We start from the raw sequence: 22,885 nt of genomic DNA, 5'->3' as shown, positions 1-22,885 counted from the left end.
CGGTGACCCTGAGGCCCCCGGATGGGCGACATCGACCATCGAGGGACATACAACACGGTTTCGCACGTCGGCGCCAGTGGCGCGGCCGTCGATGGGCCTCCCGATCACGGTCTCCCAGCCCACGCAAGTACACTTCCCAGGTCCGTCCGGGCGGTGCGGGAGGTACCGCGGACGACAGGAGGGCCGGAGGGGCCGGCCCGATCACGGAGGACCGGTATGACGAATCGTCCCGAGGGCGACGAGCGCGCCACGCGGAACGAGCGCCGCGCGGCTGCGAGGATCCGAGCACAACAGGCCAGGGCCCGCCAGAAGCGACGCCAGCGCGGTGTGCGCATCGGGCTGCAGGCGGGCCTCGTCGTCGTCCTCATCGCGATCGTCGCGGTCGTGTCGATCGTGCTCGTCCGCTCGGTGCAGCCGGCCGGTCCGGGGCCCGCGCACATGGCGGGCGGCGGCATCACCATCGGGCAGGGGCTGCGCGCGGTCGGAGCGGGGCGCGGTGACGCCGGCGGCGCGGGGCGTGCCACGTCGAGTGCGTCGGCGTCCGCCGGTTCGAGCGGCACCGCATCGGCGACGCCGAGTGCTTCGGCGACCGGGGACGCCTCGGGTGCGGTCGACGTCGCGGGCACCGTCCACATCACGATGTACATCGACTACCTCTGCCCGATCTGTGGCCAGTTCGAGCACGAGAACAACGCGTACATCCGGGGCCTCGTGACGTCCGGTGCCGCGACCGTCGAGATCCACCCCATCGCGATCCTGACGAACCGATCGCAGGGCACGAAGTACTCGCTCCGTGCGGCGAACGCGGCGGTCTGTGTGGCGAACTCGTCGCCCGACCAGTTCTTCGCCGTGAACCAGGCGCTGTACGCCGAGCAGCCCGAGGAGAACACGAAGGGCCTCGACGACGCACAGCTCCGACACCTCGTGGCGGGCGTGCACGGGATCCGGCACCTCGACGCCATCGAGCGGTGCATCGACACCCAGCGCTACGCCGCGTGGGTGGACGCGCGGACGAACGACGTCCTCACCCACGGGGTGCCCGGCACCGGGCTCCGGCAGCTCACCGGCACGCCGACGATCTTCGTGAACGGCAAGCGGTACGACTACAGCCTGCCGTTCACGAACGCCGAGTTCCGGACCTTCGTCGTGACCGCCGCGGGCAGCACGTACGCGTCCGGCGACGAGACGCCGGCGCCGACCCCGACTCCGACCGCGACGTCCTCGGCCGGCTGACCCGACCCGCGGGCGGGCGAGCCGAACCGCGGGCGGGCGAGCCGACCCGCGGGCGGGCGGGCCGACCCGCGGCTGGTCGCGCCGACCCTCGGGCGGCTGCCAGGGCGACGGCGTTCGATCGGTGGAGGCGGGCCTTCCGGGCCGCGCCCGGAGGGAGCGCCACATGTCCACGTTCGACGACCGACCGCAGCTCGACGCGGAGCATCCCGTGTTCATCCTGGCGATGGACCACCGGGACTCGCTCGCCAAGCACACCTACCGGATCGCGTCCGGACAGCCCGACGACGAGGACGACATCCAGCGGATCCGGGACGGCAAGATGCTCGTCTACCGGGGGCTGCTCGACGCCCTGACCCGCGGAGCCGACCGAGAGCGCACCGGCGTGCTCGTCGACGAACGCTACGGCGCCGAGGTCGCACGGGCGGCCAAGGCCGCGGGACTCCAGCTCGCGATGCCGATCGAGGCGTCGGGCCACGACTTCTTCACGTTCGAGTACGGCGACGGGGACGACGGGCTGTGGATGCAGCACGTCGAGGAGTTCGACCCCGACCACGTCAAGGTCCTCGTCCGCGACAACCCGGACCTCGACGCCGACGAACGACGCGGGCAGGCCGAACGGCTCGCCGGCGTGACGCGCACCCTGCGCGACGCGGGCCGGTCGTTCCTGCTCGAACTGCTCGTCCCCGGCACGGACGAGCAGAAGGCGTCGGTCGAGGACTACGACCGGGACCTGCGCCCGTCGCTCACCGTCGACGTCATCGGGTTCCTGCAGGAGCACGGCGTGGAGCCGGACATCTGGAAGATCGAGGGCCTCGACCGCCGCGAGGACGCCGAGCGGGTCGTCGCCGCCACGAAGCAGGGCGGCCGGGACAGCGTGCAGTGCGTCATCCTCGGTCGGGACGCCTCGGAGGACGCGCTCGACCACTGGCTCTCGGTGGCCGCACCACTCGACGGGTTCGTCGGCTTCGCGATCGGCCGGAGCATCTGGGAGCAGCCGCTCGGCGACGTCCTGGACCGCGGCCTCGCCGAGGAGGACGCCCAGGACCTCATCGCCGTCACGTACCTGCGGTTCGTCGAGGCGTACCGGGAGGCGCGGGGCTGAGTCCCGCGGGGCGGGTGCGCTCCCGGTCGGGTCAGGTCCGGACGAGCGGCTCCACCGCGGCGAGGTCCGCGCCGATGCCGACGTCGACGAGCACGACGCGTCCCGCGAGAGCCCGCCCCGGACCGCGCAGCAGTCCCGCCTTGACGCCGCCGAACGTGACGGTCACGTCGGCCTCGAGCACGTGGTCGTCCGCGACCGCGCCCGTGTCGGGGTCGATGCCGCTCGGGACGTCGACGGCGACGACGGACGGAGCGCGCTGGTCCCGCGCGAGGTCCCGGATGACGCCCACGGCCTCCCGTGCGGGCGACCGGAGTGCCGTCGAGCTCGTCCGTCCGATCCCGAGCGCGGCGTCGAGCACGAGGTCGGCCCGCAGCGCCGCCGCCCGCACCGTCTCGTCGTCGTCCGGGTGCTCGAGGAGGACCGCGCCGGCCTGCTGCGCGGCCGCCGCCCCCGCCTCGTGCACGCGCGACCCGAGGCACAGCACCTCGACGCGGTGACCGCGTGCGGCGAGCGCCGCACCGGCGAACAACGCGTCACCGCCGTTGTCGCCGCTGCCGACGAGCAGGAGCACGGTGCGCTCGCCGTCGCCGGGGACGACCGCGGGGTCGCCGAGCAGCTCGTCGACCACGTCGGCGAGTCCGGCGGCGGCCCGCTGCATGAGCGGCTCGCCCGCGGCGAGGTGCGGCGCCTCGGCCGCCCGGATCTGGTCTGCGCCGTAGCCGTCCATGCCGCCACGATGCCACGTCGTCGGTAGCCTGGTCCGCGCCATGTCGCTCGTCCCCGAAGCCCCCCGTCCGCGCGTCGTCGTCTCGCCGGACGGTCTCGACATCGCCACGTACGACCACGGCGACCCGGACGCCCCCGCGGTGGTCGCCGTTCACGGGTTCGCGTCATCCGGGCTCCTCAACTGGCACGCGTCGGGGTGGACGCGTGACCTCACGCGCGCCGGCCACCGCGTCGTCGTCGTCGACCAGCGCGGGCACGGCCGCAGCAGCAAGCCGCACCGGCCGCAGGAGTACTCGATGGACCTCCTCGTCGCCGACGTCACCGCGGTCGTCGACGCCTACCTGCTCGACGACGTCGCGTACCTCGGGTACTCGCTCGGGGCACGCGTCGGATGGCACACCGCGGACCGGATCCCCGACCGGATCAGCCGAGCGGTCCTCGGGGGCATCCCGGACGCGGACCCGATGCGACGGGTCCGGGTCGACCAGGCGCGGGCGTTCATCGAGCGTGGCGAACCCGTCGAGGACCGCGTGACGAACGCCTACCTGACCATGGCCTCCGGGGTCCCGGGCAACGACCTCCGTGCGCTCGTCGCGATGGTCGAGGGGATGCGGGACAGCGTCGAGCCCAGACCGGACAACGCGCCGACGCAGCCGTTGCTCCTGGCGGCGGGGAGCGAGGACGGCATCCTCGCGGCGTCGCAGCGCCTCGCGGCCGCGGCGCCGCGTGCCGAGTTCGTCGAGATCCCGGGCCGGAACCACTTCAACGCGCCGACCTCCCGGGCGTTCCGGGAGGCCGCGATCGCGTTCCTGCAGCGCACCCGAGCGGACGCGGAGCCCACCCAGGGCTAGCGTCCACGGCATGGACTACAGACTCCTCGGTAACAGCGGTGCCGCCGTGTCGTCGTTGACGCTCGGCACCATGACGTTCGGCAGTGAAGCCGACGAACCCACCTCACGCACGATCCTCGACGCCTTCGTCGAGGCCGGCGGTACCTTCATCGACACGGCGGACGTCTACTCGGGCAACCAGTCCGAGCGGATCATCGGTCGCTGGCTCGCAGACCACCCGACCGAGGCGCAGCAGGTCGTCATCGCCACGAAGGGCCGGTTCCCCCAGGGCGACGGCCCGAACGACGTCGGCCTCTCGCGCCGCCACCTGACGCGGGCGCTCGACGCGTCCCTCGAGCGGCTTGGTGTCGAGTACATCGACCTGTACCAGATGCACGCGTGGGACGCACTGACGCCGATCGAGGAGACCCTCCGGTTCCTCGACGACGCCGTGTCCGCCGGCAAGATCGGCGCGTACGGGTTCTCGAACTACCTCGGCTACCAGATCACGAAGGCGGTCTACGAGGCGAAGGCGAACCACTGGGCTCCGCCCGTGACCCTGCAGCCGCAGTACAACCTGCTCGTGCGCGACATCGAGCACGAGATCGTGCCCGCGTGCCTCGACGCGAACATCGGTCTCCTGCCGTGGTCGCCGCTCGCCGGCGGGTGGCTGTCGGGCAAGTACCAGCGGGACCAGGCCCCGACGGGTGCGACCCGGCTGGGCGAGAACCCGAAGCGCGGCATGGAGGCGTGGGAGGCGCGGAACGCGGACGAGCGCACGTGGGCCGTCCTCGGCGCGGTCGGCGCGGCCGCGGAGGCCCACGGCACGTCGTACTCGCAGGTCGCGTTGGCCTGGCTGCTCGCGCAGCCGGCCGTCACCTCGGTCATCCTCGGTGCCCGCACGGTGGAGCAGCTGCAGGACAACCTGGCGTCGGCGGACCTCGTGCTGACCCCGGAGGAGCTGACGGCGCTCTCCGAGGCGAGCACGCCCCGCATCGACGACTACCCGTACGGCACCGCCGGTGTGGCGCAGCGCGACCGGAAGCTGACCGGGGGCCGCTGAGCGTCCCCCTCGATACCAAGAATCCTCACAGGAAGCGGCGCGGCGTGGCTCGGAGACGTTGTCCGACGTCGATCCGCCTGTCATGCTCTCGGCATCGGTGGGCTGGTTACCCGCTGTCGCGCCGGTCGCTCTCCTGATCCGTGACCGGACGCACCACGAGGCCACGCGCGCTCCCCGGGGGCGTTGCGTGGCCTCGTGCCGTGCAGCGTCCACGTCGACCGAGGGGGACCATGCGGAGCGGACGCAGGCGTCCGGCCCGGCTCACCGCGTTGCTCGTGGCGGTCGTCGGCGTACTCGCGCTCGCCGTCGCGGCGGGTGTGGCCGTCGGGTCCGCACGGTCGTCCCACCTCGCGGCGGACGGGTCGTCCGGTGACCGGTTCACGCCGCTGACCCGCGCCCTCGTGTTCCGCGGCGACGTCGGCACACGACCCGTGGCGGTGCCGGTCGCTGGTCGCGCGGGGGTCGCCTCCGCGGCCGATGCCGTCGTCGTCGACGTCCGCGTCACGGCTCCGACGGACGACGGCTGGGTCCGGGTCACGCCGGCGGGGCAGGACGCACCGGTTGCCACGCAGCGCGTCACGGCGGGCACGACCGTCACCGGGCTCGCGACGGTCCGTCTCGTCCACGGTCGCCTCCAGGTCGCGCTGTCGGACGGCTCCGCCTCGGTGTCGGTGATCGTGTCGGGGGCCTACACGAGCGCCGCGCAGGGATCGACGTACCAGCCGGTCGACACCACCAGGGCGTTCCGTGGCACGGTCGGCACGCATCCGGTCCGCGTCCCCGTGGCGGACGGCGTCACGGTGCCCACGGGCGCCACCGCCGTCGTCCTCGAGGCCACCGTGGTGCACCCGACCGCGCCGGGGTCGTTGCGGGTCGGCCCGGCAGGACGCACGAACCGGATCGGCGTCCAGCAGTTCACGCGCGGGGCCGTCGCGGCGAACGCGGTCGTGGCCCAGCTCGACGACGGCGCCCTGTCCGTCGCGGTGTCGGCCGGCTCGGCCACGGTGACCCTCGACGTGCTCGGCGCGTACGCGCGCTCGGACTCCGGGGCCGTGTTCACCCCGATGACGGCCGTCCGGGCGTACACCGGCACGACGACGGGCGCCGCGACGCAGATCCAACTCGCCGGGGGCGCGGGCGTCCCGGGCGACGCGACCGCCGTGCTCGTCACCGCATCGCTCGAACGATCCGGCCCCGCCGGTGCGCTCCGGGTCGCCCCCTACGGCCGGGACGACGGCGGGGTCGCGCTGGCGTTCACCGCGGGCCGAGCCGTGGCGGGACTCGTGCCGGTCGCGCTCCGACAGGCGTCGGTGCAGGCCGTCGCGTCGGGAGGCGCGGCGACCCTCCACCTGGACGTCGCCGGCTACTTCACGGACGGCTCGGCGCCCTCCGGCCTCGGGAACGACGTCTCGTGGCCGCAGTGCCACGGGGCCCTGCCGGCGGGACAGGCGTTCGCGGTGATCGGTGTGAACGACGGGTCCGGCACCACGACGAACCCGTGCCTCGCCGCGCAGCTCGCCTGGGCGCGGGACTCCGCAGGCGGTGCCGGGCAGCCCCGTGCTGCGCTGTACGTCAACACGGCGAACCCGGGCCGCCACGTGCCGGGCGGTGGCTGGCCGACGGCGAACGTCGATCCCGAGGGGGCCAGGGTCACGAGCGTGTACGGCGTGTGCACGCCCGGTTCCGACGGCGTCGCCTGTTCGTACATGGACGGCTGGGACATCGCGGTCCGCGACGTCGTCGACCGGGGCGTGTCCCATCCGACGACGTACCGCTGGTGGCTCGACGTCGAGACCGGTGCCACGTGGCGGGACCCCGCCACGAACGTCGCGGTGCTCGACGGCATGACCGATGCGTTCGCCGCCCGGGGGATCGCCGTCGGGCTCTACTCGACCGGGTACCAGTGGGGGATCATCAGTGGCGGGACCACACCGAACAGCGCCCTGGCCTCGGCGCCGAGCTGGATCGCCACGGGTGAGACCCCGCTCGCCCGGGCGAAGGAGGCGTGCGCCGGGCCGGGCCTCGTCGACGGCGGGGTGAGCATGGTGCAGTACGTCGTCGGGGGTGTGGCGAGCGGAGTCGACTTCGACTGGTCGTGCCGCTGACACCGCGGCTGACGGACACCGCGGACGCGGCTGATCGGGGCCGGCAGCGGGACTCGAACCCGCAACCCCCGTATTACAAGTACGGTGCGCTACCAATTGCGCCATGCCGGCTGGCCCGCCAAGTGTACCGACGAGCCGCGGTGTCGCGGCGGAGGTCAGTCCGCCGCGGGGGAGAACCCGAGCGAGATCGAGTTCATGCAGTACCGGTCGCCGGTCGGGGTGCCGAAACCGTCCGGGAACACGTGCCCGAGGTGCGAACCGCAGCTCGCGCAGCGGACCTCGGTGCGCACCATGCCGAGCGTGCGGTCCTCGATGAGCTGCACGGCCTCGGGGCGCACCGACTCGTAGAACGACGGCCACCCGCAGCCCGAGTCGAACTTGGTGCCGCTCTTGAACAGCTCCGCACCGCACGCCGCACAGGTGTAGACGCCGGCGCGCTCCTCGTCGAGCAGCTCACCCGTCCACGGGCGCTCGGTCGCGGCCTGCCGCAGCACGGCGTACTGCTGCGGGTCGAGTTCCTCACGCCACTCGGCGTCGGTCTTCTCCACGTTGTATGCCATGGGTTCCTCCTCGTCGTGACCGCACTCGTGACGCGGTCATGTCATTAAACTCGCACCGATGACCGAGCATTCCGTCCACCGTGGCCGGTGGGACGCCCTGACGACGGACGACCTCTACGCCGTCGTCCGCCTGCGCAACCGGGTGTTCGCGCTCGAGCAGCGCGTGACGGCCGAGGACTTCGACGGCCGGGACCGCGAACCGGAGACGGAACACTGGTGGGTCCCCGGCGAGGACGGCGTCGCCCGCGCCTACCTGCGCTGCATCCGGCCCGCCGCGGACGAGGTCCAGCCGGCCGTCGACCTGCCCGCGACCCGGGTCATCGGCCGCGTGGCCACGGCCGTCGAGCACCGCGGACAGGGGCTCGCGCGTCGGCTCGTCGACGCCGTGCTCGCCGCCCACCCGGAGGAGGCCTTCCTCCTCCACGCGCAGGAGTACGTCGCCGGCCTGTACGCCGCCGCCGGGTTCGTGCCGTTCGGCGAACCCTACGTCGAGGCGGGCATCCGCCACGTGGGGATGTACCGCGCAGCGGCGGTCGGGGACGACGCTGTCCGCTGACGCGCCGGGCCGCGCGGAGCCCCCGCACCAGCCGGAGCCGGACGGCCCCGAGGCCACCCGCCGCCGCTACCGTCACCACGCCGAGCGCATGGCGACCGCCTCGCCGACCTCCGCCCGCTGGGCGGCGTCGATCGCCGGTGACGCCGCCGCCGTCGACCTGCTGATCCGCGTCGCCCCGACCAAGCGGCAGCCCGAGCTGCTCTTCGCCGTCGCCCGACGCCTGGGCGCCGACCCGACCGACCGGGAGGCCCTCCTCCGGCTCGTCCGCGACGCCCCCGACCGGCTGCTCGCCGAGCTCGCCGTGTCCACGACGCAGACGAACGACCCCCGACGCATGGCGCCGGTCGTCCCCGTGCTCGCGGGCATCCCGGGGCCGCTCGCGCTCCTCGAGGTGGGGGTGAGCGCCGGCCTCTGCATCGTCCCGGACCACGCCACCGTCGACGTCGACGAGCTCGACGACACCGTCCGCGTCGCCGAGGCCGCGCGCGAGCCGGAGATCCCGCTCCGGTTCCAGATGCGTCCGGGACCCGCCGCTCCGTCCGCCGGGAGGCGCGGTGCGGGCCGATCCCGTGCCTCCCGGCCGTCGACGGGTGACGCCGGGAGCCGGGCCGACGGGACGGGGCCGCGCCGGCCCTCCCAGCTCGACGTGGTGGCGCGGGTCGGGCTCGATCCGGCGCCGATCGACCTGCGGTTCCCCGGGGCGTTCGACCGGCTCGTCGAGTCCGTCCCCGTCGAGGCGACCGACCGTGTCGCGCTCATGCGGCGGGCCGCCGACGCCGTGCGGGCCGACCAGTACACCGCCGTCCGCGGGACCGCCCCGGACGACCTCGACCGCGCGATCGACCTGCTGCCGCGCGGGGCGACGCCCGTCGTGCTCACGCTCGGCACGCTCGTCTACCTGCCGGGCTCGGAGCGGCAGCGCGTCGTCGAGCGGCTCCGGGACCGCGGGGTCCGCTGGGTGGCGATGGAGCGGACGGGGTCGCTCCACGACGTCGCCGCGACCCTGCCGCCCGTGGGGGAACTCGCCGAGCGGGGCATCGACCTCGCCGCTCCGTCGGCCTTCGCCACGGTCTCGCTCGACGGGGTCGCCCTGGCGCTCGCCGACGCCCACGGCACGACCGTCACGCCCCTCGGCGCGGACCCGTCCTGGACGCTCGGCGCACCGACGGCCTGATCGGTGTCTTTCCGACCTGCCAGGGCCATGCCAGGGTCCGGCGTGGATGCCGCCCTAGCATGACCGGAGGCCAGCCGACCGGCGAGCCATCCGACCAGGAGGACCGACGTGACCGGATCCCGGACCGACTCCGATCTCTCGGAGCTCGCACGGAGCATCCTCACGTTCGAGCACGATCGGACGCGGCACGACCGGACGAAGGAAGCCGACATCCGCGTCCGCTTCGACATGTCGCCGGCCCGCTACTATCAGGTGCTCAACCGCGTGATCGACTCTCCGGCCGCGCTCGCCTACGATCCGCAGCTCGTGACGCGACTGCAGCGACTGCGCCGGGCACGGACCAGTGCCCGCGCCGCGCGGTCCTTCGCACCGCCTCGCGCCGACCGTGAAGGGCCCGCAGGACAGCCATGACGAGATACCCCCGAGACCGATTCGACGACGTCGCCGACGGCCCGAGGGTCGGGGCACACCGCGGTCTCCCGAGGCGCGGCCGTGGCTGGATCCTGGTGGCCTGGTCCGCGCTCGCCTGCGCCGTGCTCGTCGCGATCGGCATCGTCGTGCTCGAGGTCGCCAACAACAGCACGCAGTTCACCGACCCCGGGACGACCAGGTCGTCCGCGTCCGCGTCGGCCACGAGCGGAGCGTCGTCCTCGTCGACGACGGCCGCCACCGCCGCGCCGAGCGACCAGCCGAAGACCATGACGCTCACGGTGCTCAACGGGACCTCCACCGCCGGACTCGCCGCCACCGGCACCGCGACGCTCGAGAACGCGGGTTGGGTCGTCGCGAGCGACGGCAACGCCGGGTCCCAGGACGCCTCGCAGACGATCGTCTACTACCAGACGGATGCCGAGGCGGCGATCGCGCGCGGGATCGTCAAGACGCTCGGCGTCGGAACCGTCGCCAAGTCGTCGGCGTTCCCGAACGCGGCCGTCACCGTGGTGCTCGGCGCCGATTACGCCGGCTGACTAGCGACGGGCGTTCCGCCCCACTCGTCGTGCCGTTTGTTGCACGTTTGTTTCGGGCATGTTGAGTTCCGTCGGCCGGGATGAAGAAGTTGGTCCGCACCTCTTGTCGGCGGCGCGTCCGCCGATACGATCTGGAATTGGTCACCCCAGTGATCCGAGGGCGACACCGTGCCGGTGCCTCCACCGCGAAGACCCGGGTGAGGCAGGTATGCGCTCGGACCCGGCGGTCGCGGACCGGTCGCGCCGTCGTCAGTGGCAATGCAACACCGCAGGGAGCAAGAGAATGGCCAACGGCACCGTCAAGTGGTTCAACGCCGAGAAGGGCTACGGGTTCATCACCGTCGACGGCGGGGGGCAGGACGTCTTCGTCCACTACTCCGCGATCGACATGAACGGCTACAAGGTCCTCGAAGAAGGGCAGGCGGTCACCTTCGACGTCGGCACCGGTTCGAAGGGTCCGCAGGCCGAGTCCGTCCGACCGGCCTGACCTCGGTCGCCGGTCCGCCGGCGACGGTCGTCGACCGCCACGCGTCCGAGCGCGTCGTCCCCGATGGGGCGGCGCGCTCGTCGTCGTGTGGAGGGGGCCCCGGTGGTGGGCCCCCGACCGCGACTCCGGTGGTGGGGCCCCGACCGGGACCCCGGTGGTGGGGTCCGATGTCGGACGATGGCGGGCCTCCCGGTCCGCGTCCCCGGAACGCGGCATGCCGCGTGAGGTCGCTGTGTTGCACTCGACAGGTGCGAGTGCCAGAATCAGTTGGCACTCAGTTGTACCGAGTGCCAAGACCATTGCGACGTCCGGGAGGGACGAGGAACACACATGGCTAAGATCATTGCTTTCGACGAGGAGGCCCGTCGCGGCCTCGAGCGCGGCCTCAACACGCTGGCCGACGCCGTGAAGGTGACGCTCGGCCCGCGCGGCCGCAACGTCGTCCTCGAGAAGAAGTGGGGCGCCCCCACGATCACCAACGACGGTGTCTCCATCGCCAAGGAGATCGAGCTCGACGACCCCTACGAGAAGATCGGCGCCGAGCTGGTCAAGGAGGTCGCCAAGAAGACCGACGACGTCGCGGGTGACGGCACCACCACCGCCACGGTCCTCGCGCAGGCGCTGGTCCGTGAGGGCCTCCGCAACGTCGCCGCCGGCGCCGACCCGATCAGCCTCAAGAAGGGCATCGAGAAGGCCGTCGCGGCCGTCTCCGCCGCGCTCCTCGAGAACGCCAAGGAGATCGAGACCAAGGACCAGATCGCCGCCACGGCGTCGATCTCGGCCGCCGACAGCACGATCGGTGAGCTCATCGCCGAGGCGATCGACAAGGTCGGCAAGGAGGGCGTCGTCACCGTCGAGGAGTCCAACACCTTCGGCACCGAGCTCGAGCTGACCGAGGGCATGCGCTTCGACAAGGGCTACCTGTCGCAGTACTTCGTCACGGACCCGGAGCGCCAGGAGGCCGTCTTCGAGGACCCGTACATCCTCATCGTCAACTCGAAGATCTCGAACATCAAGGACCTGCTCCCGGTGGTCGACAAGGTCATCCAGTCGGGCAAGCAGCTCCTCATCATCGCCGAGGACGTCGACGGCGAGGCCCTGGCCACGCTCGTCGTGAACAAGATCCGCGGCATCTTCAAGTCCGTCGCCGTCAAGGCTCCGGGCTTCGGTGACCGCCGCAAGGCCATGCTGCAGGACATCGCGATCCTCACCGGTGGCCAGGTCATCTCCGAAGAGGTCGGCCTCAGCCTCGAGAACGCGACGCTCGACCTCCTCGGCCGTGCCCGCAAGGTCGTCATCACCAAGGACGAGACCACGATCGTCGAGGGCGCTGGGGACTCCGAGCAGATCGCCGGCCGCGTCCGCCAGATCCGCGGCGAGATCGAGTCGACCGACTCGGACTACGACCGCGAGAAGCTCCAGGAGCGCCTCGCCAAGCTCGCCGGTGGCGTCGCCGTCATCAAGGCCGGTGCCGCGACCGAGGTCGAGCTCAAGGAGCGCAAGCACCGCATCGAGGACGCCGTCCGCAACGCGAAGGCCGCCGTCGAGGAGGGCATCGTCGCCGGTGGTGGTGTCGCCCTCATCCAGGCCGGCAAGACCGCGCTCGAGGGCCTCAAGCTCACGGGTGACGAGGCGACCGGCGCGAACATCGTCCGCGTCGCGATCGACGCGCCGCTCAAGCAGATCGCGCTGAACGCCGGTCTCGAGCCGGGCGTCGTCGCCGCGAAGGTGCGCGAGCTCGAGTCGGGCTGGGGCCTCAACGCCGCGACGGGTGAGTACGTCGACCTCGTCGCTGCGGGCATCATCGACCCGGCGAAGGTCACGCGCTCGGCGCTGCAGAACGCCGCGTCGATCGCCGGTCTCTTCCTCACCACCGAGGCCGTCGTCGCCGACAAGCCCGAGAAGTCGGCGCCGGTTCCGGCCGACCCGACGGGTGGCATGGACTTCTGATCCACGCCTGACGGCTCCGAACGGGCCGCTCTCCTCCGGGAGGGCGGCCCGTTCGCCGTTCCTCCCTCCTCTCCCTCCGCCGAGATCGCACTTGTTGCCGGTTTGACCCACCGCACACCGGCAACGACTGCGATCTCGGCGGAGGGGGAGTCGGGCCAGGTGTCCGGTCCTCCACCGGGGGAGCCGGGCAGCGGCCGTCCACAGGTCGGGCGCGCACGTGCTCCGCGTTGCGGTACGGCCGGGAGGCTCGGCGCATGACGCGCACGCCGGCCCGCCTCCCGGATCCTTTCCTCGGTCAGGCCTTCGACACGGCTGATGCGGTCCGGAACGGGGTCACTCCGGGTCGGCTCCGTCGGGAGGACCTCGCCGCGCCGACCCGAGGCGTGCGGGTCCCTGCCGAGCTGGACCTGGCGGACCTCTCGGCACGGGTCGCCGCGTTCGGCCTCGTCCTCGGTGAACGGCATCACTTCAGCCACACCACCGCCCTCGCCCTCTGGGAGCTCCCACTGCCGCCCTGGGTCGTTTCCGACGCGACCGTGCACGTGAGCACGGTGGGGGACGGACCGGTCATGCGCCGCACCGGGGTGGTAGGCCATCGCGTCTCGCCACCGTTCGCCGATGTGGTGACGTGTGCGGGCCTCCCGGCCAGCAGCCCGGTGGCGGCGTGGTGCGAGAGTGCGGGCCTGTTGGCCGAACGTGACCTGGTGGTGATCGGGGACCACCTGGTCGCGCGGGCGCTCGCCGATCCGGAGCAACTCGAGCGCCGGAGTCGTGAGCGGCGGTCCCGGTGGGCACGGCGGCTCCGGGCCGCGGCCCATCGCGTGCGGCTCGGGTCGGAGTCCCCGATGGAGACGCTCATCCGACTCGTCATCGTCGACGCGGGATTCCCGGAGCCCCAGCTCAACATCGACGTGCACAGCCCCGCCGGTCGATTCCTCGGACGCGTCGACCTCGCCTACCCGGACCTCCGGATCGGAGTCGAGTACGACGGCGAGCACCACCGGACGGATCGTGCCACGTGGCAGCACGATGCGACCCGGTCGAACGGCTTCGTGTCCGCCGGATGGCTGATCCTGCACGTCACCGCACGTGACGTTGCCGACCCGACGGCGTTCCTCCTGCGACTGTCGGACGTGTTCCGCACCCGGGTGTCATCACCGCTGCCGTGAGATCGCAGTCGTTGCCGCTCTGATGGACCTCAGAACGGCAACGACTGCGATCTCGCCAGAGGGGTCAGGGGGTGGGGGCGACGTAGTCGCGCGGGAGGAGGGGGAGCCACACGCGGAAGGTCGCACCACCGCCCGGGGTGTCGAACACCTCGACCTCGCCGTGGTGCGCCGCCACGATGCCGGACACGATCGCGAGCCCGAGGCCCGAGCCGCCGGTGTCCCGAGCGCGCGAGGTGTCGGCGCGCCAGAACCGCTGGAAGATCTTCTCGCGGATCTGCGGCGGGATGCCCTCACCGTGGTCGATCACGTCGAGGTGCGCCATGCCCCGGGCCTCGTCCACGCCGATCCCGATCTCGATGGGGTCGTCCTGCGGCGTGAACCGCATGGCGTTGCCCATGAGGTTCGTCACGACCTGACGGATCTTGTTCTCCTCGGCGAGGACGACCGGCGGTCGCACGGGCAGGACGACGGTCGGCAGCGGGGCCGTGGTCGGCGCGGCCGGGCCCGACTCGATGCCGACGGGACGACCACGACGTGCGCGCAGCCGGGCGAGCGTCTGCCCCGCGAAGGCGATCGGCCCGGTGACGTTCGACGGCGGCGAGGTCGGGGACTGTCCGTTCCGCGCTCCGGGTGCCGCAGGACCGACCCACTGCGGCACGACCTGCGGGACGTTCTCGCCGGTGACGGAGTCGGCGAGCAGGACCTGGATCTCGCGGTCGGGGTTCGACGCCATCGTGTCGAGCGCCGAGTCCCGCGCGATGGCGACGAGGTCGACCGGCCCGAGCTCGAGCGGCTTCGACTCGTCGATGCGGGCGAGCTGCAGGAGGTCCTGCACGAGGAGCCCCATGCGCTGGGCCTCCTTCTCGATGCGCTCCATCGCCTGGGCGACGTCCTCTTCTTTCCGGAGGGCCCCCATCCGGTACAGCTCGGCGTACCCCCGCAGGGACACGAGCGGGGTCCGCAGCTCGTGCGATGCGTCACCGACGAAGCGGCGCATCTGCTCGATCGTGCGTTGGCGGTCCTCGAACGCCGAGTCGATGCGCTCGAGCATGACGTTGAGGGAGTGGTTGAGGCGACCGACCTCGGTGTTCGGGGTGTCCGCACCGAGGCGTTGCGAGAAGTCCCCCGCGGCGAAGCGTGCGGCCGTGGCCTCGACGTCCCGCAGGGGGTCGAACGTGGCGGTGACGAGCAGCTGGGTGAGCATGCCGCCGAGCAGGACGACCGAGATGCCGAACCCGAGGAAGATCACCGTGAACCGCGCGATGGTCGAGTCGGTGCCCTGGCTCGAGACGGCCGCGACGATCGTGTAGTGGTTGCCGGCGGCGTCGGTGGTGGGCGACGTCATCGCGAGGGCACGCCACTCGTGCTGGCCCTTGTCGTCGACCACACTGAACGGGTGGTCGTCGTCGACGTGCGAGCTGCCCACGACCCCGCCGAGATCCGGCGTGTAGTCGCTCTTCGTGTGACAGGCGATGCCGCCGTCGGGCTTGAGCACGGCGATGTAGGCCGCGCTCTGCAGGGTGACGTTGATCTGGCAGTAGCCTTCGACGCTCGTCAGCTTCTGGCCGTTCAGCGAGGTCTTCGTCGCTTGGACGTCGTTGTCGAGCTGCTTCATCAGGTAGGTGCTGAGCACCGTCATGGTGCCGAGCCCCGCGACGAGCAGCCCGAGGGTCACCAGGAGGACGGTGATCCCGGTGATCTTGGTCCGGAGCGAGATCTCGTTCCACCAGCGGGCGAGGCGTGTGTGCATGCTGCGATCACAGTAATCGGCGCGACCCAGCTGCTGCTGGGATCGCGCCGATGACCTGCTGGATCAGGACGCCTTGGCGGCCTTGAGCATGTACCCGAAGCCGCGCTTGGTCTGGATGACCGGCTCGGCCGAGTACTGGTCGAGCTTGCGGCGCAGGTACGAGATGTAGGACTCGACGATGCCGGCGTCGCCGTTGAAGTCGTACTCCCACACGTGGTCGAGGATCTGGGCCTTCGACAGCACCCGGTTCGGGTTGAGCATGAGGTAGCGGAGCAGCTTGAACTCGGTGGGTGAGAGCTCGATCTGCGCCTCGCCGATGCTGACCTCGTGCGTGTCCTGGTCCATCGTCAGCTCACCGGCGCGGATGATCGCGTCTTCTTCGTCGTTCATGGTGCGCCGGAGGATCGCCTTGATGCGGGCGACGATCTCGTCGAGCGAGAAGGGCTTGGTCACGTAGTCGTCGCCGCCGACGGTGAGTCCCGTGATCTTGTCCTCGGTGTCGTCCTTGGCGGTGAGGAACAGGATCGGCGACGTGTAGCCCGACGACCGGAGGCGCTTGGTCACGCCGAACCCGTTCATGTCGGGGAGCATGACGTCGAGGATGATGAGGTCCGGCTCTTCCTCGAGCACGGCGGAGATCGCCTGCGCACCGTTGCCCACCGCGCGGACGGCGAAGCCCGCGAACCGGAGCGAGGTGGTGAGGAGGTCGCGGATGTTCGGCTCGTCGTCGACGATGAGGATCTTCGGTCCGTCGGTCATGTGACCCAGTATCTGGTCGTGGCCTCTGGGTTGCCTGGGAACGGATGGGACGCTGTCTGACAGGACGGCGGGATTTCCTGGTGCAGACGTCGAGGGGGCGACGAGTGTCCGGATCTGCTCACGCGGCCGCTAGGGAATCGGCGTCGAGGATCGTGTACGCGTACCCCTGCTCGGCCAGGAACCGCTGCCGGTTCTGCGCGAAGTCCTGGTCGACGGTGTCCCGCGTGACGAGTGTGTAGAAGGACGCCGGGAGGCCGTCCTTGTTCGGGCGGAGCAGCCGACCGAGCCGCTGGGCCTCCTCCTGCCGTGAGCCGAAGGAGCCCGACACCTGGATCGCCACCGTCGCGTCCGGCAGATCGACCGAGAAGTTCGCGACCTTGGACACCACGAGCACGTCGATCGTGCCCTCGCGGAACGCCTGGTACAGCCGTTCGCGCTCGTCGATCGGGGTCGCCCCGGTGATCTCGGCCGCGTCGAGCTGCGCCGCGAGTTCGTCGAGCTGGTCGATGTACTGCCCGATCACCAGGATCTGCTCGCCGCGGTGCTTCTCGATGAGGTCGCGCACGACCGGGGTCTTGGCCGGCGAGGTCGCGGCGAGCCGGTACCGGTCGTCGTCCGTGGAGGCCGCGTACTCGAGGCGGTCCTCGTGGGGCAGGTCGATCCGCACCTCGTAGCACTCGGCGGGGGAGATGTACCCCTGCGCCTCGATCTCCTTCCACGGCGCGTCGTACCGCTTCGGCCCGATGAGCGAGAACACGTCGCCTTCGCGGCCGTCCTCGCGCACGAGCGTCGCCGTGAGTCCGAGGCGCCGTCGCGCCTGGAGGTCCGCGGTCAGCTTGAACACCGGCGCGGGCAGCAGGTGGACCTCGTCGTAGACGATGAGGCCCCAGTCGAGGGCGTCGAGCAGGGACAGGTGCGTGTACACGCCCTTCCGCCGCGCGGTGAGGATCTGGTACGTCGCGATCGTGACCGGCCGGACCTCCTTGACGCTCCCGGAGTACTCGCCGATCTCGTCCGGGGTGAGCGACGTGCGGCGGAGGAGTTCGTCGCGCCACTGCCGCGCCGAGACCGTGTTCGTGACGAGGATGAGCGTCGTCGCCTTGGCGGTGGCCATCGCGCCCGCGCCGACCAGGGTCTTGCCCGCACCACAGGGCAGCACCACGACACCGGACCCCTGGGCGAAGAAGCTCTTGACCGCGTCCTCCTGGTACGCGCGGAGGTGCCACTCGGTCTCGTCGAGGTCGATCCGGTGCGGTTGTCCGGGCGTGTACCCGGCGAGGTCGTCGGCAGGCCAGCCGATCTTGACGAGCTCCTGTTTGACCTGGCCGCGCGCCCACTGCTCGAGCTCGACGGCGGTGTCCGACCGGCGGGCGCCGAGCAGCGGGGCGATCCGCTTCGAGCGGGTGACCTCGGCGAGGATCGACGGGTCCGATGCGGTGAGGACCAGCCTCGGCTGCTGCTCCAGCTCCTCCGTCGCGTCGTTCGCGATCGCCGGCGCGTCCGCCGGGTCCTCGCGGCGGATGACGAGACGGCCGTAGCGGCTGACGGTGTCACGGATGTCGACGACGACGCTCTGCGGCACCGGGAACTTGGCGAACCGCTCGAGCGTGTCGATCATCGCGTCGGCGTCGTGACCCGCGGCGCGGGCGTTCCACAGCCCGAGGCGGGTGATGCGGTAGGTGTGGACGTGTTCGGGGGCGCGCTCGAGCTCGGCGAACACCGCGAGTTCGTGTCGCGCGTCCTCGGCCTCGGGATGCGCCACCTCGAGCAGCACGGTCCGGTCGCTCTGGACGATGAGTGGCCCGTTCATGACCGTCGAGCCTAGCCGCGCCGCGGACGAGACGTCCGGGTCGGTCGGTCAGGCGACGTGCTCGACCGCGACCACGAGGGACAGGGGAAGGGTCCGCTCGACGTCGGCGTGCGTGTCGCGGCCCCGGATCCGGCCACCGCTCACCGACGTCGGCACGATCGTGAACGGGGCCTCGGTGCCGTCGGGCATCCGCACGACGACGCGCACGGCCACCTTGCCGCGCACGGCCAGGTCGATCTGCCGTCCCATCCACTCCTGCGCGGGCTCCTGGTCGCCTCGTCGGGTCGCGGTGCGGAGGCGCTCCACGAGCTCGCGCGCCTGCTCCTCGGGTGTGCGCGCGGTCCGGCGACGAACGGGAGGCCCGGCCGCGTCCGCCACGCGGGCGGCGGGAGCGAGGACGGCCGGGTACCGCTGGTCCTCGAGCGCGGAGACCACGGACGAGGGCGGGTAGGGGCTGACGAGCACCGTGGGGGACCGCCGGGCCCAGGCGAGTGAGCGAAGTTCGGCGTCGACGGACACCAGGTCGAGCTGCTCGGCGGGACCCCGAACCACGCTGCCCCGCTCAGCGGCGCGGTCGACGACGATGCTGCCGGCACGGGCGCTGACCTGCTCCACCAGGTAACGGACCGGCTGGGGCACGTCGGCCGCAGAGAGTCGGCCGAGCGTGTCCAGGACCGCGGCTCCGTCGTACCCCTCGAGCAGTGCGCGGCGGACGCTGTCCTCGGAGATCCGGTAGCGGCTCGCGAGTCCCGGTGCCTCGACGTCGGCCACGGTGCGGAGTGCCGCGTCGTCGGCCGGTTCGAGCGGGCCGGGGGCGATGACGGTGAGGTCGTTCTGCAGGTACACCCCCGGCACGGTCGACGGCAGGTCGGCGGCGGCGTGGTCGATCGCCGGGGCGTCGTCGGTGGTCCGCGCCGCGAACAGGACGCGCCCCGTCGCGGTGACCACGCCGTCGACCGTGATGCCGAGGGCCTCTGCGGTCCCTGCGCTCCGCACGAGCTCCGCGGGGAGCCACTCCGCGCCGCCGGGATAGGCCCAGCGTCCGAGGGCATCGAGCCCGCGCCAGTCGTCCGCGGCGAGGGCGAGGACCTCGACCACCGGATCACTCAGCGTCGCCCGCCACCGGACCACGAGCTCGACCCACCGGAGGGGCCAGGGCGCCACGAGCCAGCCGCGACCGTCGTCGGTGACGGTCCACGTCGGGCTCGTGGGATCGACGAGCGCGGTCTCGGCGAGCAGGGCCAGCAGGTCCGGGACCCGCACCGGGTCGGCCGCGGCGCGCTCGCCGAGGTGCCGCGCGAGCGGCGCCCCGATCCCGCCCTTCGCGAGCTCGTGCACCTCGTCCGCGGCGACCGCGCGGACCAGTTCGGCGAGTGACGTCAGCGTCGCGAACGCCGTCTCGGCGGCGACCCCGCGCACCCGGTCGACGTCCTGCGGGACGGGGGTCGGGCCTCCCGGCCGGGGAGCGTCGTCCGGTCGTAACTCCGGATGCTCGGCGAGTCGCGCGGCGACCGCGTCGTCCAGCTCTGCTCCGTCGGTGAGGCCGAGTGCCACGGCGGGCGCGAGTGCCGCGTGGTCCGCGTCGGCGGGGTGCTGGAGGGCGGCGAGCGTCGCGCGCGGGAGTCGTGCCAGCGCACGGTCGATGACGTCGGGCGTCCGGAGGGCGTCCGCGAGGTCGAAGAAGTCGGCCACGGCCGACGGGCCATGTGCGGCGAGGGCCGCGCCCGGCAGGCGCCGCGCGGCGACGAGCGCGACGAGGTCGTCGTCGGGCATGGCCCGCAGTCGGGCGGCGAGGGCGGCTGCCGTCGTCATCGTCGTGTCCGTCCGCCCCGGAGCGGGGTCAGCGCGCGTCGTCCCGGTTCTCGCGTGCCCGCTTGGTCCAGTTGACCGCGAGCAGCGCGATGATGAGCAGCAGCCCGATCGGGAAGCCGATGAGCGGGAAGGCCTCGACCGTCGGCCAGATGCCCGTGCCGGGGATGGACCCGACCGTGAGCCACGCCACGATGAGCACGAGGAAGCACACGAGTGCGACCGCGATGATCCCCGCGATCATGTACATCAGAATGCGTTCGATACGATTGGCCACCGGGGGCTCGGGCGTCTGCGGGCGCTCCGGGGTCCTGGTCGACTGCGCAGGGCCGGTGGCCTGCGTCCGAACGGGACGCTGTCGCGCGGTTGATCGGGTCTTGGCCACCGGCTCAGGATAGTCGACACAGGATGATCGACAAGGAACGCCGTCCGCGGACACCGCGGACGTCAGATCGAGGAGTGCAGTCATGCCGACCGGCAAGGTCAAGTTCTACGACGAGCAGAAGGGGTTCGGCTTCATCACGGGCGATGACGGCGACCAGGTCTTCCTGCACGCGTCGGCGCTCCCGTCCGGGGTCACCACCGTCAAGGCCGGAGCGCGTCTGGAGTACGGCGTCGTCGCGGGCAAGCGTGGCTCGCAGGCGCTGTCGGTCCGCGTGCTCGAGGAGGGTCCGAGCCTCGCGAAGATCAACCGGCGCTCGGCCGACGACATGGCCGTCATCGTGGAGGACCTGGTGAAGGAGCTCGACCGCATCAGCGGCGACCTGCGCCACGGCCACTACCCGAAGAACGGGTCGCGGACGGCGGCCATCCTCCGCCACGTCGCCGACCAGCTGGACGCCTGACCGTGATCGAGGACCCGACTGGGCTCGCGCGTACCGCGCTGCTCGAGGTCACGCCCGAGGACACCGTCGGAGCGGTCGTCGGCACCGTGGACGAGGGCAACGGCGTCGTGTCCGTGCTGTTCGCCAACACGATGCCCGGCTACCCCGGATGGCGCTGGACCGTCAGCTTGGCGCAGGTCGACGGCGAGGACCCCACCGTGCTCGAGGTCGAGCTGATGCCCGGCGACGGCTCGCTGCTCGCGCCCGACTGGGTGCCGTGGTCGGAGCGGCTCGCCGAGTACCGGGCGACGCAAGAGGGCGATGCGGACGCCGAGGCCGGCGACGGGGAGGACCTGGGCTCGGACGAGGACGACTCCGACGACGACCCTGACGAGGACGACGACGAGGACGAGTCGGACGAGGACGACGACGACGACGCGGACGAGGACGACGAGGACCTGCTCGACGACGACGAGGACGACTCCGACGAGGACGACGACCTGGGCGACGACGCGTTCGACGGCGTGGACGTCGAGGAGGCCATCGCCGTCGTCGAAGGTGACGAGGACGACGGGGACGACTCGGACGAGGACGACTCGGACGGGGACGACTCGGACGAGGACGACTCGGACGAGGACGACGAGCCTGACGAGGACGACGACGCGGACGACGACGACTCTGACGCGGACGACTCCGACGACGACGCAGGTCGCACCAGCGCTGGGCATGGCGAGGCGGCGGACGAGGCGGAGTGACGCCGGGCCTCCCGGCCGGATCGGACGCTGTGGCGACCTGTGGCCGGGAGGCGCACGACGGCCCCCGGGATCGGATCCCGGGGGCCGTCGTCGTCCGTCGTGCGGCCGTCAGCCGCGCAGCGCGGCCACCGTGTAGTCGATGGCCTTGATGAGCTGACGGACGTCGTCGGGGTCGATCGCGGTGAACGTCGCGATGCGGAGCTGGTTGCGGCCGAGCTTGCGGTACGGCTCCGTGTCGACGATGCCGTTCTGCCGGAGCGCGGCGCTGACGGCCTTGGCGTCGATCGCGTCGTCGAGGTCGATGGTGGCGACGACCTGCGACCGGTGTGCCGGGTCGGCGACGAACGGCGTGGCGTAGTCGACGGACTCGGCCCACTCGTAGAGCGCGTTCGACGACTCCTTGGTGCGGATGTCCGCCCAAGCCAGGCCGCCCGACCCGTTGATCCACCGGATCTGGTCGTCGAGCAGCAGGAGGGTCGTGATCGCGGGGGTGTTCAGCGTCTGGTCGAGGCGCGAGTTGTCCACGGCGTTCTTCAGGCTGAGGAACTCGGGGATGTAGCGGTCGCTCGCGGCGATGCGCTCGACGCGCTCGATCGCGGCCGGCGAGAACAGGGCGAGCCACAGACCGCCGTCGGATGCGAAGTTCTTCTGCGGTGCGAAGTAGTAGACGTCGGCGGCACCGGTGTCGAACTGCACGCCACCGGCGGCGCTCGTGGCGTCGACGACGGTCAGCGCGCCGGGATCGCCGGCCGCGCGGACGACGGGGGCCATCACGCCCGTGGAGGTCTCGTTGTGCGGGTAGGCGTAGACGTCGACGCCCTCGACGATCTCGAGCTCCGACCGGGAGCCACCGGGCGCGGTGACGACGTGCGGGGCTTCGAGCCAGGGAGCGGCGACCGCCTTGGCGAACTTCGAGCCGAACTCGCCGAACGAGAGGTTCTCGGCACGGCGCTCGACGAGGCCGAACGCGGCGGCGTCCCAGAACGCCGTCGAGCCACCGTTGCCGAGCACGACCTCGTACCCGTCGGGGATGTCGAACAGTGTCGCGAGGCCCTCGCGAACGCTGCCGACGAGGTTCTTGACGGGCGCCTGACGGTGGCTCGTGCCGAGGATCGTCGCCCCTGCCGTCACCAGGGACTCGAGCTGCGCACCGCGGATCTTGGACGGGCCGCAGCCGAAGCGTCCGTCGGTGGGGAGGAGGTCAGCGGGGATGACGATGTCTGCCATGCGTCGATCCTAGTGAGCTGGTATCCCA

At 71.9% G+C, this 22,885-nt stretch carries 22 protein-coding genes and 1 tRNA gene; 14 read left to right on the top strand and 9 right to left on the bottom strand.

Annotated features, from left to right (window positions below; translation table 11 throughout):
- Window positions 1–216: 216 nt before the first annotated feature.
- Together DEI93_RS14135 and DEI93_RS14130 are read left to right on the top strand one after the other, a co-directional pair.
- Window positions 217–1,233 (top strand): DsbA family protein, encoded by a 1,017-nt coding sequence (locus tag DEI93_RS14135; RefSeq protein WP_181436049.1) that lies wholly within the window; start codon window positions 217–219, stop codon window positions 1,231–1,233.
- Window positions 1,234–1,396: 163 nt separating this feature from the next.
- Window positions 1,397–2,335 (top strand): 2-deoxy-5-keto-D-gluconate 6-phosphate aldolase domain-containing protein, encoded by a 939-nt coding sequence (locus DEI93_RS14130; RefSeq protein ID WP_111119881.1) that lies wholly within the window; start codon window positions 1,397–1,399, stop codon window positions 2,333–2,335.
- Window positions 2,336–2,366: 31 nt separating this feature from the next.
- On the opposite strand, the gene DEI93_RS14125 is transcribed toward DEI93_RS14130, so the two are convergent.
- Window positions 2,367–3,062, bottom strand: coding sequence for an NAD(P)H-hydrate epimerase (locus DEI93_RS14125; protein ID WP_111119882.1), 696 nt, complete (start codon window positions 3,060–3,062; stop codon window positions 2,367–2,369).
- Window positions 3,063–3,102: 40 nt separating this feature from the next.
- Here DEI93_RS14125 and DEI93_RS14120 point away from each other — a divergent pair, with 40 nt between their 5' ends.
- The 3 genes from DEI93_RS14120 (at window position 3,103) to DEI93_RS14110 (ending at window position 7,059) form a co-directional block, all read left to right on the top strand.
- The gene (locus DEI93_RS14120) at window positions 3,103–3,912 is read left to right on the top strand and encodes an alpha/beta fold hydrolase (RefSeq protein ID WP_111119883.1); all 810 of its coding nucleotides are present in this window, start codon (window positions 3,103–3,105) and stop codon (window positions 3,910–3,912) included.
- A 10-nt stretch (window positions 3,913–3,922) separates the two neighbouring features.
- Window positions 3,923–4,954, top strand: a complete 1,032-nt coding sequence (locus DEI93_RS14115) for an aldo/keto reductase (RefSeq protein ID WP_111119884.1) — start codon at window positions 3,923–3,925, stop codon at window positions 4,952–4,954.
- Window positions 4,955–5,184: 230 nt separating this feature from the next.
- Window positions 5,185–7,059 carry a glycoside hydrolase family 25 domain-containing protein gene (locus DEI93_RS14110; protein ID WP_111119885.1) on the top strand — a complete coding sequence of 625 codons (1,875 nt, stop codon included), beginning with the start codon at window positions 5,185–5,187 and terminating at the stop codon, window positions 7,057–7,059.
- 38 nt (window positions 7,060–7,097) lie between these two features.
- Here DEI93_RS14110 and DEI93_RS14105 read toward each other — a convergent pair.
- Both DEI93_RS14105 and msrB read right to left on the bottom strand, forming a co-directional pair.
- Window positions 7,098–7,170: transfer RNA gene (locus DEI93_RS14105), tRNA-Thr, on the bottom strand.
- Between the two features lie 44 nt (window positions 7,171–7,214).
- Complete coding sequence (msrB, locus tag DEI93_RS14100) at window positions 7,215–7,619, bottom strand: peptide-methionine (R)-S-oxide reductase MsrB (protein ID WP_111010507.1); 405 nt, start codon at window positions 7,617–7,619, stop codon at window positions 7,215–7,217.
- A 58-nt stretch (window positions 7,620–7,677) separates the two neighbouring features.
- On the opposite strand from msrB, the gene DEI93_RS14095 reads away from it, so the two are divergent.
- From DEI93_RS14095 to DEI93_RS14065, 7 genes are all read left to right on the top strand, one after another.
- Window positions 7,678–8,175, top strand: a complete 498-nt coding sequence (locus DEI93_RS14095) for a GNAT family N-acetyltransferase (RefSeq protein WP_111119886.1) — start codon at window positions 7,678–7,680, stop codon at window positions 8,173–8,175.
- Window positions 8,165–9,349, top strand: coding sequence for a DUF2332 family protein (locus DEI93_RS14090; protein WP_258372261.1), 1,185 nt, complete (start codon window positions 8,165–8,167; stop codon window positions 9,347–9,349). Before DEI93_RS14095 ends, DEI93_RS14090 begins: the two co-directional genes overlap by 11 nt.
- A 108-nt stretch (window positions 9,350–9,457) precedes the next feature.
- The gene (locus tag DEI93_RS14085; protein ID WP_111119888.1) at window positions 9,458–9,760 is read left to right on the top strand and encodes a DUF3263 domain-containing protein; all 303 of its coding nucleotides are present in this window, start codon (window positions 9,458–9,460) and stop codon (window positions 9,758–9,760) included.
- Complete coding sequence (locus DEI93_RS14080) at window positions 9,757–10,317, top strand: LytR C-terminal domain-containing protein (protein WP_111119889.1); 561 nt, start codon at window positions 9,757–9,759, stop codon at window positions 10,315–10,317. Before DEI93_RS14085 ends, DEI93_RS14080 begins: the two co-directional genes overlap by 4 nt.
- 283 nt (window positions 10,318–10,600) lie before the next feature.
- Window positions 10,601–10,804, top strand: a complete 204-nt coding sequence (locus DEI93_RS14075) for a cold-shock protein (RefSeq protein WP_111010502.1) — start codon at window positions 10,601–10,603, stop codon at window positions 10,802–10,804.
- 330 nt (window positions 10,805–11,134) lie between these two features.
- Window positions 11,135–12,754 carry a chaperonin GroEL gene (gene groL / locus DEI93_RS14070; protein ID WP_111119890.1) on the top strand — a complete coding sequence of 540 codons (1,620 nt, stop codon included), beginning with the start codon at window positions 11,135–11,137 and terminating at the stop codon, window positions 12,752–12,754.
- A 254-nt stretch (window positions 12,755–13,008) separates the two neighbouring features.
- Window positions 13,009–13,923, top strand: coding sequence for an endonuclease domain-containing protein (locus DEI93_RS14065; protein ID WP_111119891.1), 915 nt, complete (start codon window positions 13,009–13,011; stop codon window positions 13,921–13,923).
- 64 nt (window positions 13,924–13,987) lie between these two features.
- Here the strand turns inward: DEI93_RS14065 and DEI93_RS14060 are convergent, their stop codons facing one another.
- The 5 genes from DEI93_RS14060 to DEI93_RS14040 all read right to left on the bottom strand — a co-directional run bounded on the left by DEI93_RS14060 (window position 13,988) and on the right by DEI93_RS14040 (window position 20,301).
- Window positions 13,988–15,673 (bottom strand): sensor histidine kinase, encoded by a 1,686-nt coding sequence (locus DEI93_RS14060; protein WP_111010499.1) that lies wholly within the window; start codon window positions 15,671–15,673, stop codon window positions 13,988–13,990.
- A gap of 63 nt (window positions 15,674–15,736) precedes the next feature.
- A complete protein-coding gene (locus DEI93_RS14055; protein WP_111010498.1) occupies window positions 15,737–16,432 on the bottom strand; it encodes a response regulator transcription factor in 696 nt (231 codons plus the stop codon).
- 118 nt (window positions 16,433–16,550) lie between these two features.
- Complete coding sequence (locus DEI93_RS14050) at window positions 16,551–18,242, bottom strand: DNA repair helicase XPB (protein ID WP_111013100.1); 1,692 nt, start codon at window positions 18,240–18,242, stop codon at window positions 16,551–16,553.
- 48 nt (window positions 18,243–18,290) lie between these two features.
- Window positions 18,291–20,054, bottom strand: a complete 1,764-nt coding sequence (locus DEI93_RS14045; RefSeq protein ID WP_111026289.1) for a helicase-associated domain-containing protein — start codon at window positions 20,052–20,054, stop codon at window positions 18,291–18,293.
- A gap of 28 nt (window positions 20,055–20,082) precedes the next feature.
- Window positions 20,083–20,301, bottom strand: coding sequence for a hypothetical protein (locus tag DEI93_RS14040; RefSeq protein ID WP_111010495.1), 219 nt, complete (start codon window positions 20,299–20,301; stop codon window positions 20,083–20,085).
- 217 nt (window positions 20,302–20,518) lie between these two features.
- Between DEI93_RS14040 and DEI93_RS14035 the strand changes: the two genes are divergently transcribed.
- Window positions 20,519–20,896, top strand: a complete 378-nt coding sequence (locus DEI93_RS14035; RefSeq protein WP_111013102.1) for a cold-shock protein — start codon at window positions 20,519–20,521, stop codon at window positions 20,894–20,896.
- Between the two features lie 2 nt (window positions 20,897–20,898).
- Window positions 20,899–21,630 carry a DUF3027 domain-containing protein gene (locus DEI93_RS14030; RefSeq protein WP_111026288.1) on the top strand — a complete coding sequence of 244 codons (732 nt, stop codon included), beginning with the start codon at window positions 20,899–20,901 and terminating at the stop codon, window positions 21,628–21,630.
- 108 nt (window positions 21,631–21,738) lie between these two features.
- On the opposite strand, the gene serC is transcribed toward DEI93_RS14030, so the two are convergent.
- On the bottom strand, window positions 21,739–22,857 hold the full coding sequence (serC, locus tag DEI93_RS14025; RefSeq protein WP_111026287.1) for a phosphoserine transaminase: 1,119 nt from the start codon (window positions 22,855–22,857) through the stop codon (window positions 21,739–21,741).
- Window positions 22,858–22,885: the final 28 nt, after the last annotated feature.

The sequence above is a fragment of the Curtobacterium sp. MCBD17_035 genome (assembly GCF_003234815.2).
GTDB lineage: Bacteria > Actinomycetota > Actinomycetes > Actinomycetales > Microbacteriaceae > Curtobacterium.
This window is presented reverse-complemented; position numbering and strand designations above follow the sequence as displayed.

Excerpts from the sequence above, each read along its gene's own strand:
- DEI93_RS14035 (WP_111013102.1), top strand. The coding sequence starts at position 20,519 with ATGCCGACCGGCAAGGTCAAGTTCTACGACGAGCAGAAGGGGTTCGGC.
- DEI93_RS14135 (WP_181436049.1), top strand. The coding sequence starts at position 217 with ATGACGAATCGTCCCGAGGGCGACGAGCGCGCCACGCGGAACGAGCGC.
- DEI93_RS14060 (WP_111010499.1), bottom strand. The coding sequence starts at position 15,673 with ATGCACACACGCCTCGCCCGCTGGTGGAACGAGATCTCGCTCCGGACC.
- DEI93_RS14120 (WP_111119883.1), top strand. The coding sequence starts at position 3,103 with ATGTCGCTCGTCCCCGAAGCCCCCCGTCCGCGCGTCGTCGTCTCGCCG.
- DEI93_RS14050 (WP_111013100.1), bottom strand. The coding sequence starts at position 18,242 with ATGAACGGGCCACTCATCGTCCAGAGCGACCGGACCGTGCTGCTCGAG.
- groL (WP_111119890.1), top strand. The coding sequence starts at position 11,135 with ATGGCTAAGATCATTGCTTTCGACGAGGAGGCCCGTCGCGGCCTCGAG.
- DEI93_RS14040 (WP_111010495.1), bottom strand. The coding sequence starts at position 20,301 with ATGTACATGATCGCGGGGATCATCGCGGTCGCACTCGTGTGCTTCCTC.
- DEI93_RS14080 (WP_111119889.1), top strand. The coding sequence starts at position 9,757 with ATGACGAGATACCCCCGAGACCGATTCGACGACGTCGCCGACGGCCCG.
- DEI93_RS14045 (WP_111026289.1), bottom strand. The coding sequence starts at position 20,054 with ATGACGACGGCAGCCGCCCTCGCCGCCCGACTGCGGGCCATGCCCGAC.
- DEI93_RS14110 (WP_111119885.1), top strand. The coding sequence starts at position 5,185 with ATGCGGAGCGGACGCAGGCGTCCGGCCCGGCTCACCGCGTTGCTCGTG.
- DEI93_RS14125 (WP_111119882.1), bottom strand. The coding sequence starts at position 3,062 with ATGGACGGCTACGGCGCAGACCAGATCCGGGCGGCCGAGGCGCCGCAC.
- DEI93_RS14115 (WP_111119884.1), top strand. The coding sequence starts at position 3,923 with ATGGACTACAGACTCCTCGGTAACAGCGGTGCCGCCGTGTCGTCGTTG.
- DEI93_RS14095 (WP_111119886.1), top strand. The coding sequence starts at position 7,678 with ATGACCGAGCATTCCGTCCACCGTGGCCGGTGGGACGCCCTGACGACG.
- DEI93_RS14065 (WP_111119891.1), top strand. The coding sequence starts at position 13,009 with ATGACGCGCACGCCGGCCCGCCTCCCGGATCCTTTCCTCGGTCAGGCC.
- DEI93_RS14130 (WP_111119881.1), top strand. The coding sequence starts at position 1,397 with ATGTCCACGTTCGACGACCGACCGCAGCTCGACGCGGAGCATCCCGTG.
- DEI93_RS14075 (WP_111010502.1), top strand. The coding sequence starts at position 10,601 with ATGGCCAACGGCACCGTCAAGTGGTTCAACGCCGAGAAGGGCTACGGG.
- DEI93_RS14055 (WP_111010498.1), bottom strand. The coding sequence starts at position 16,432 with ATGACCGACGGACCGAAGATCCTCATCGTCGACGACGAGCCGAACATC.
- serC (WP_111026287.1), bottom strand. The coding sequence starts at position 22,857 with ATGGCAGACATCGTCATCCCCGCTGACCTCCTCCCCACCGACGGACGC.
- msrB (WP_111010507.1), bottom strand. The coding sequence starts at position 7,619 with ATGGCATACAACGTGGAGAAGACCGACGCCGAGTGGCGTGAGGAACTC.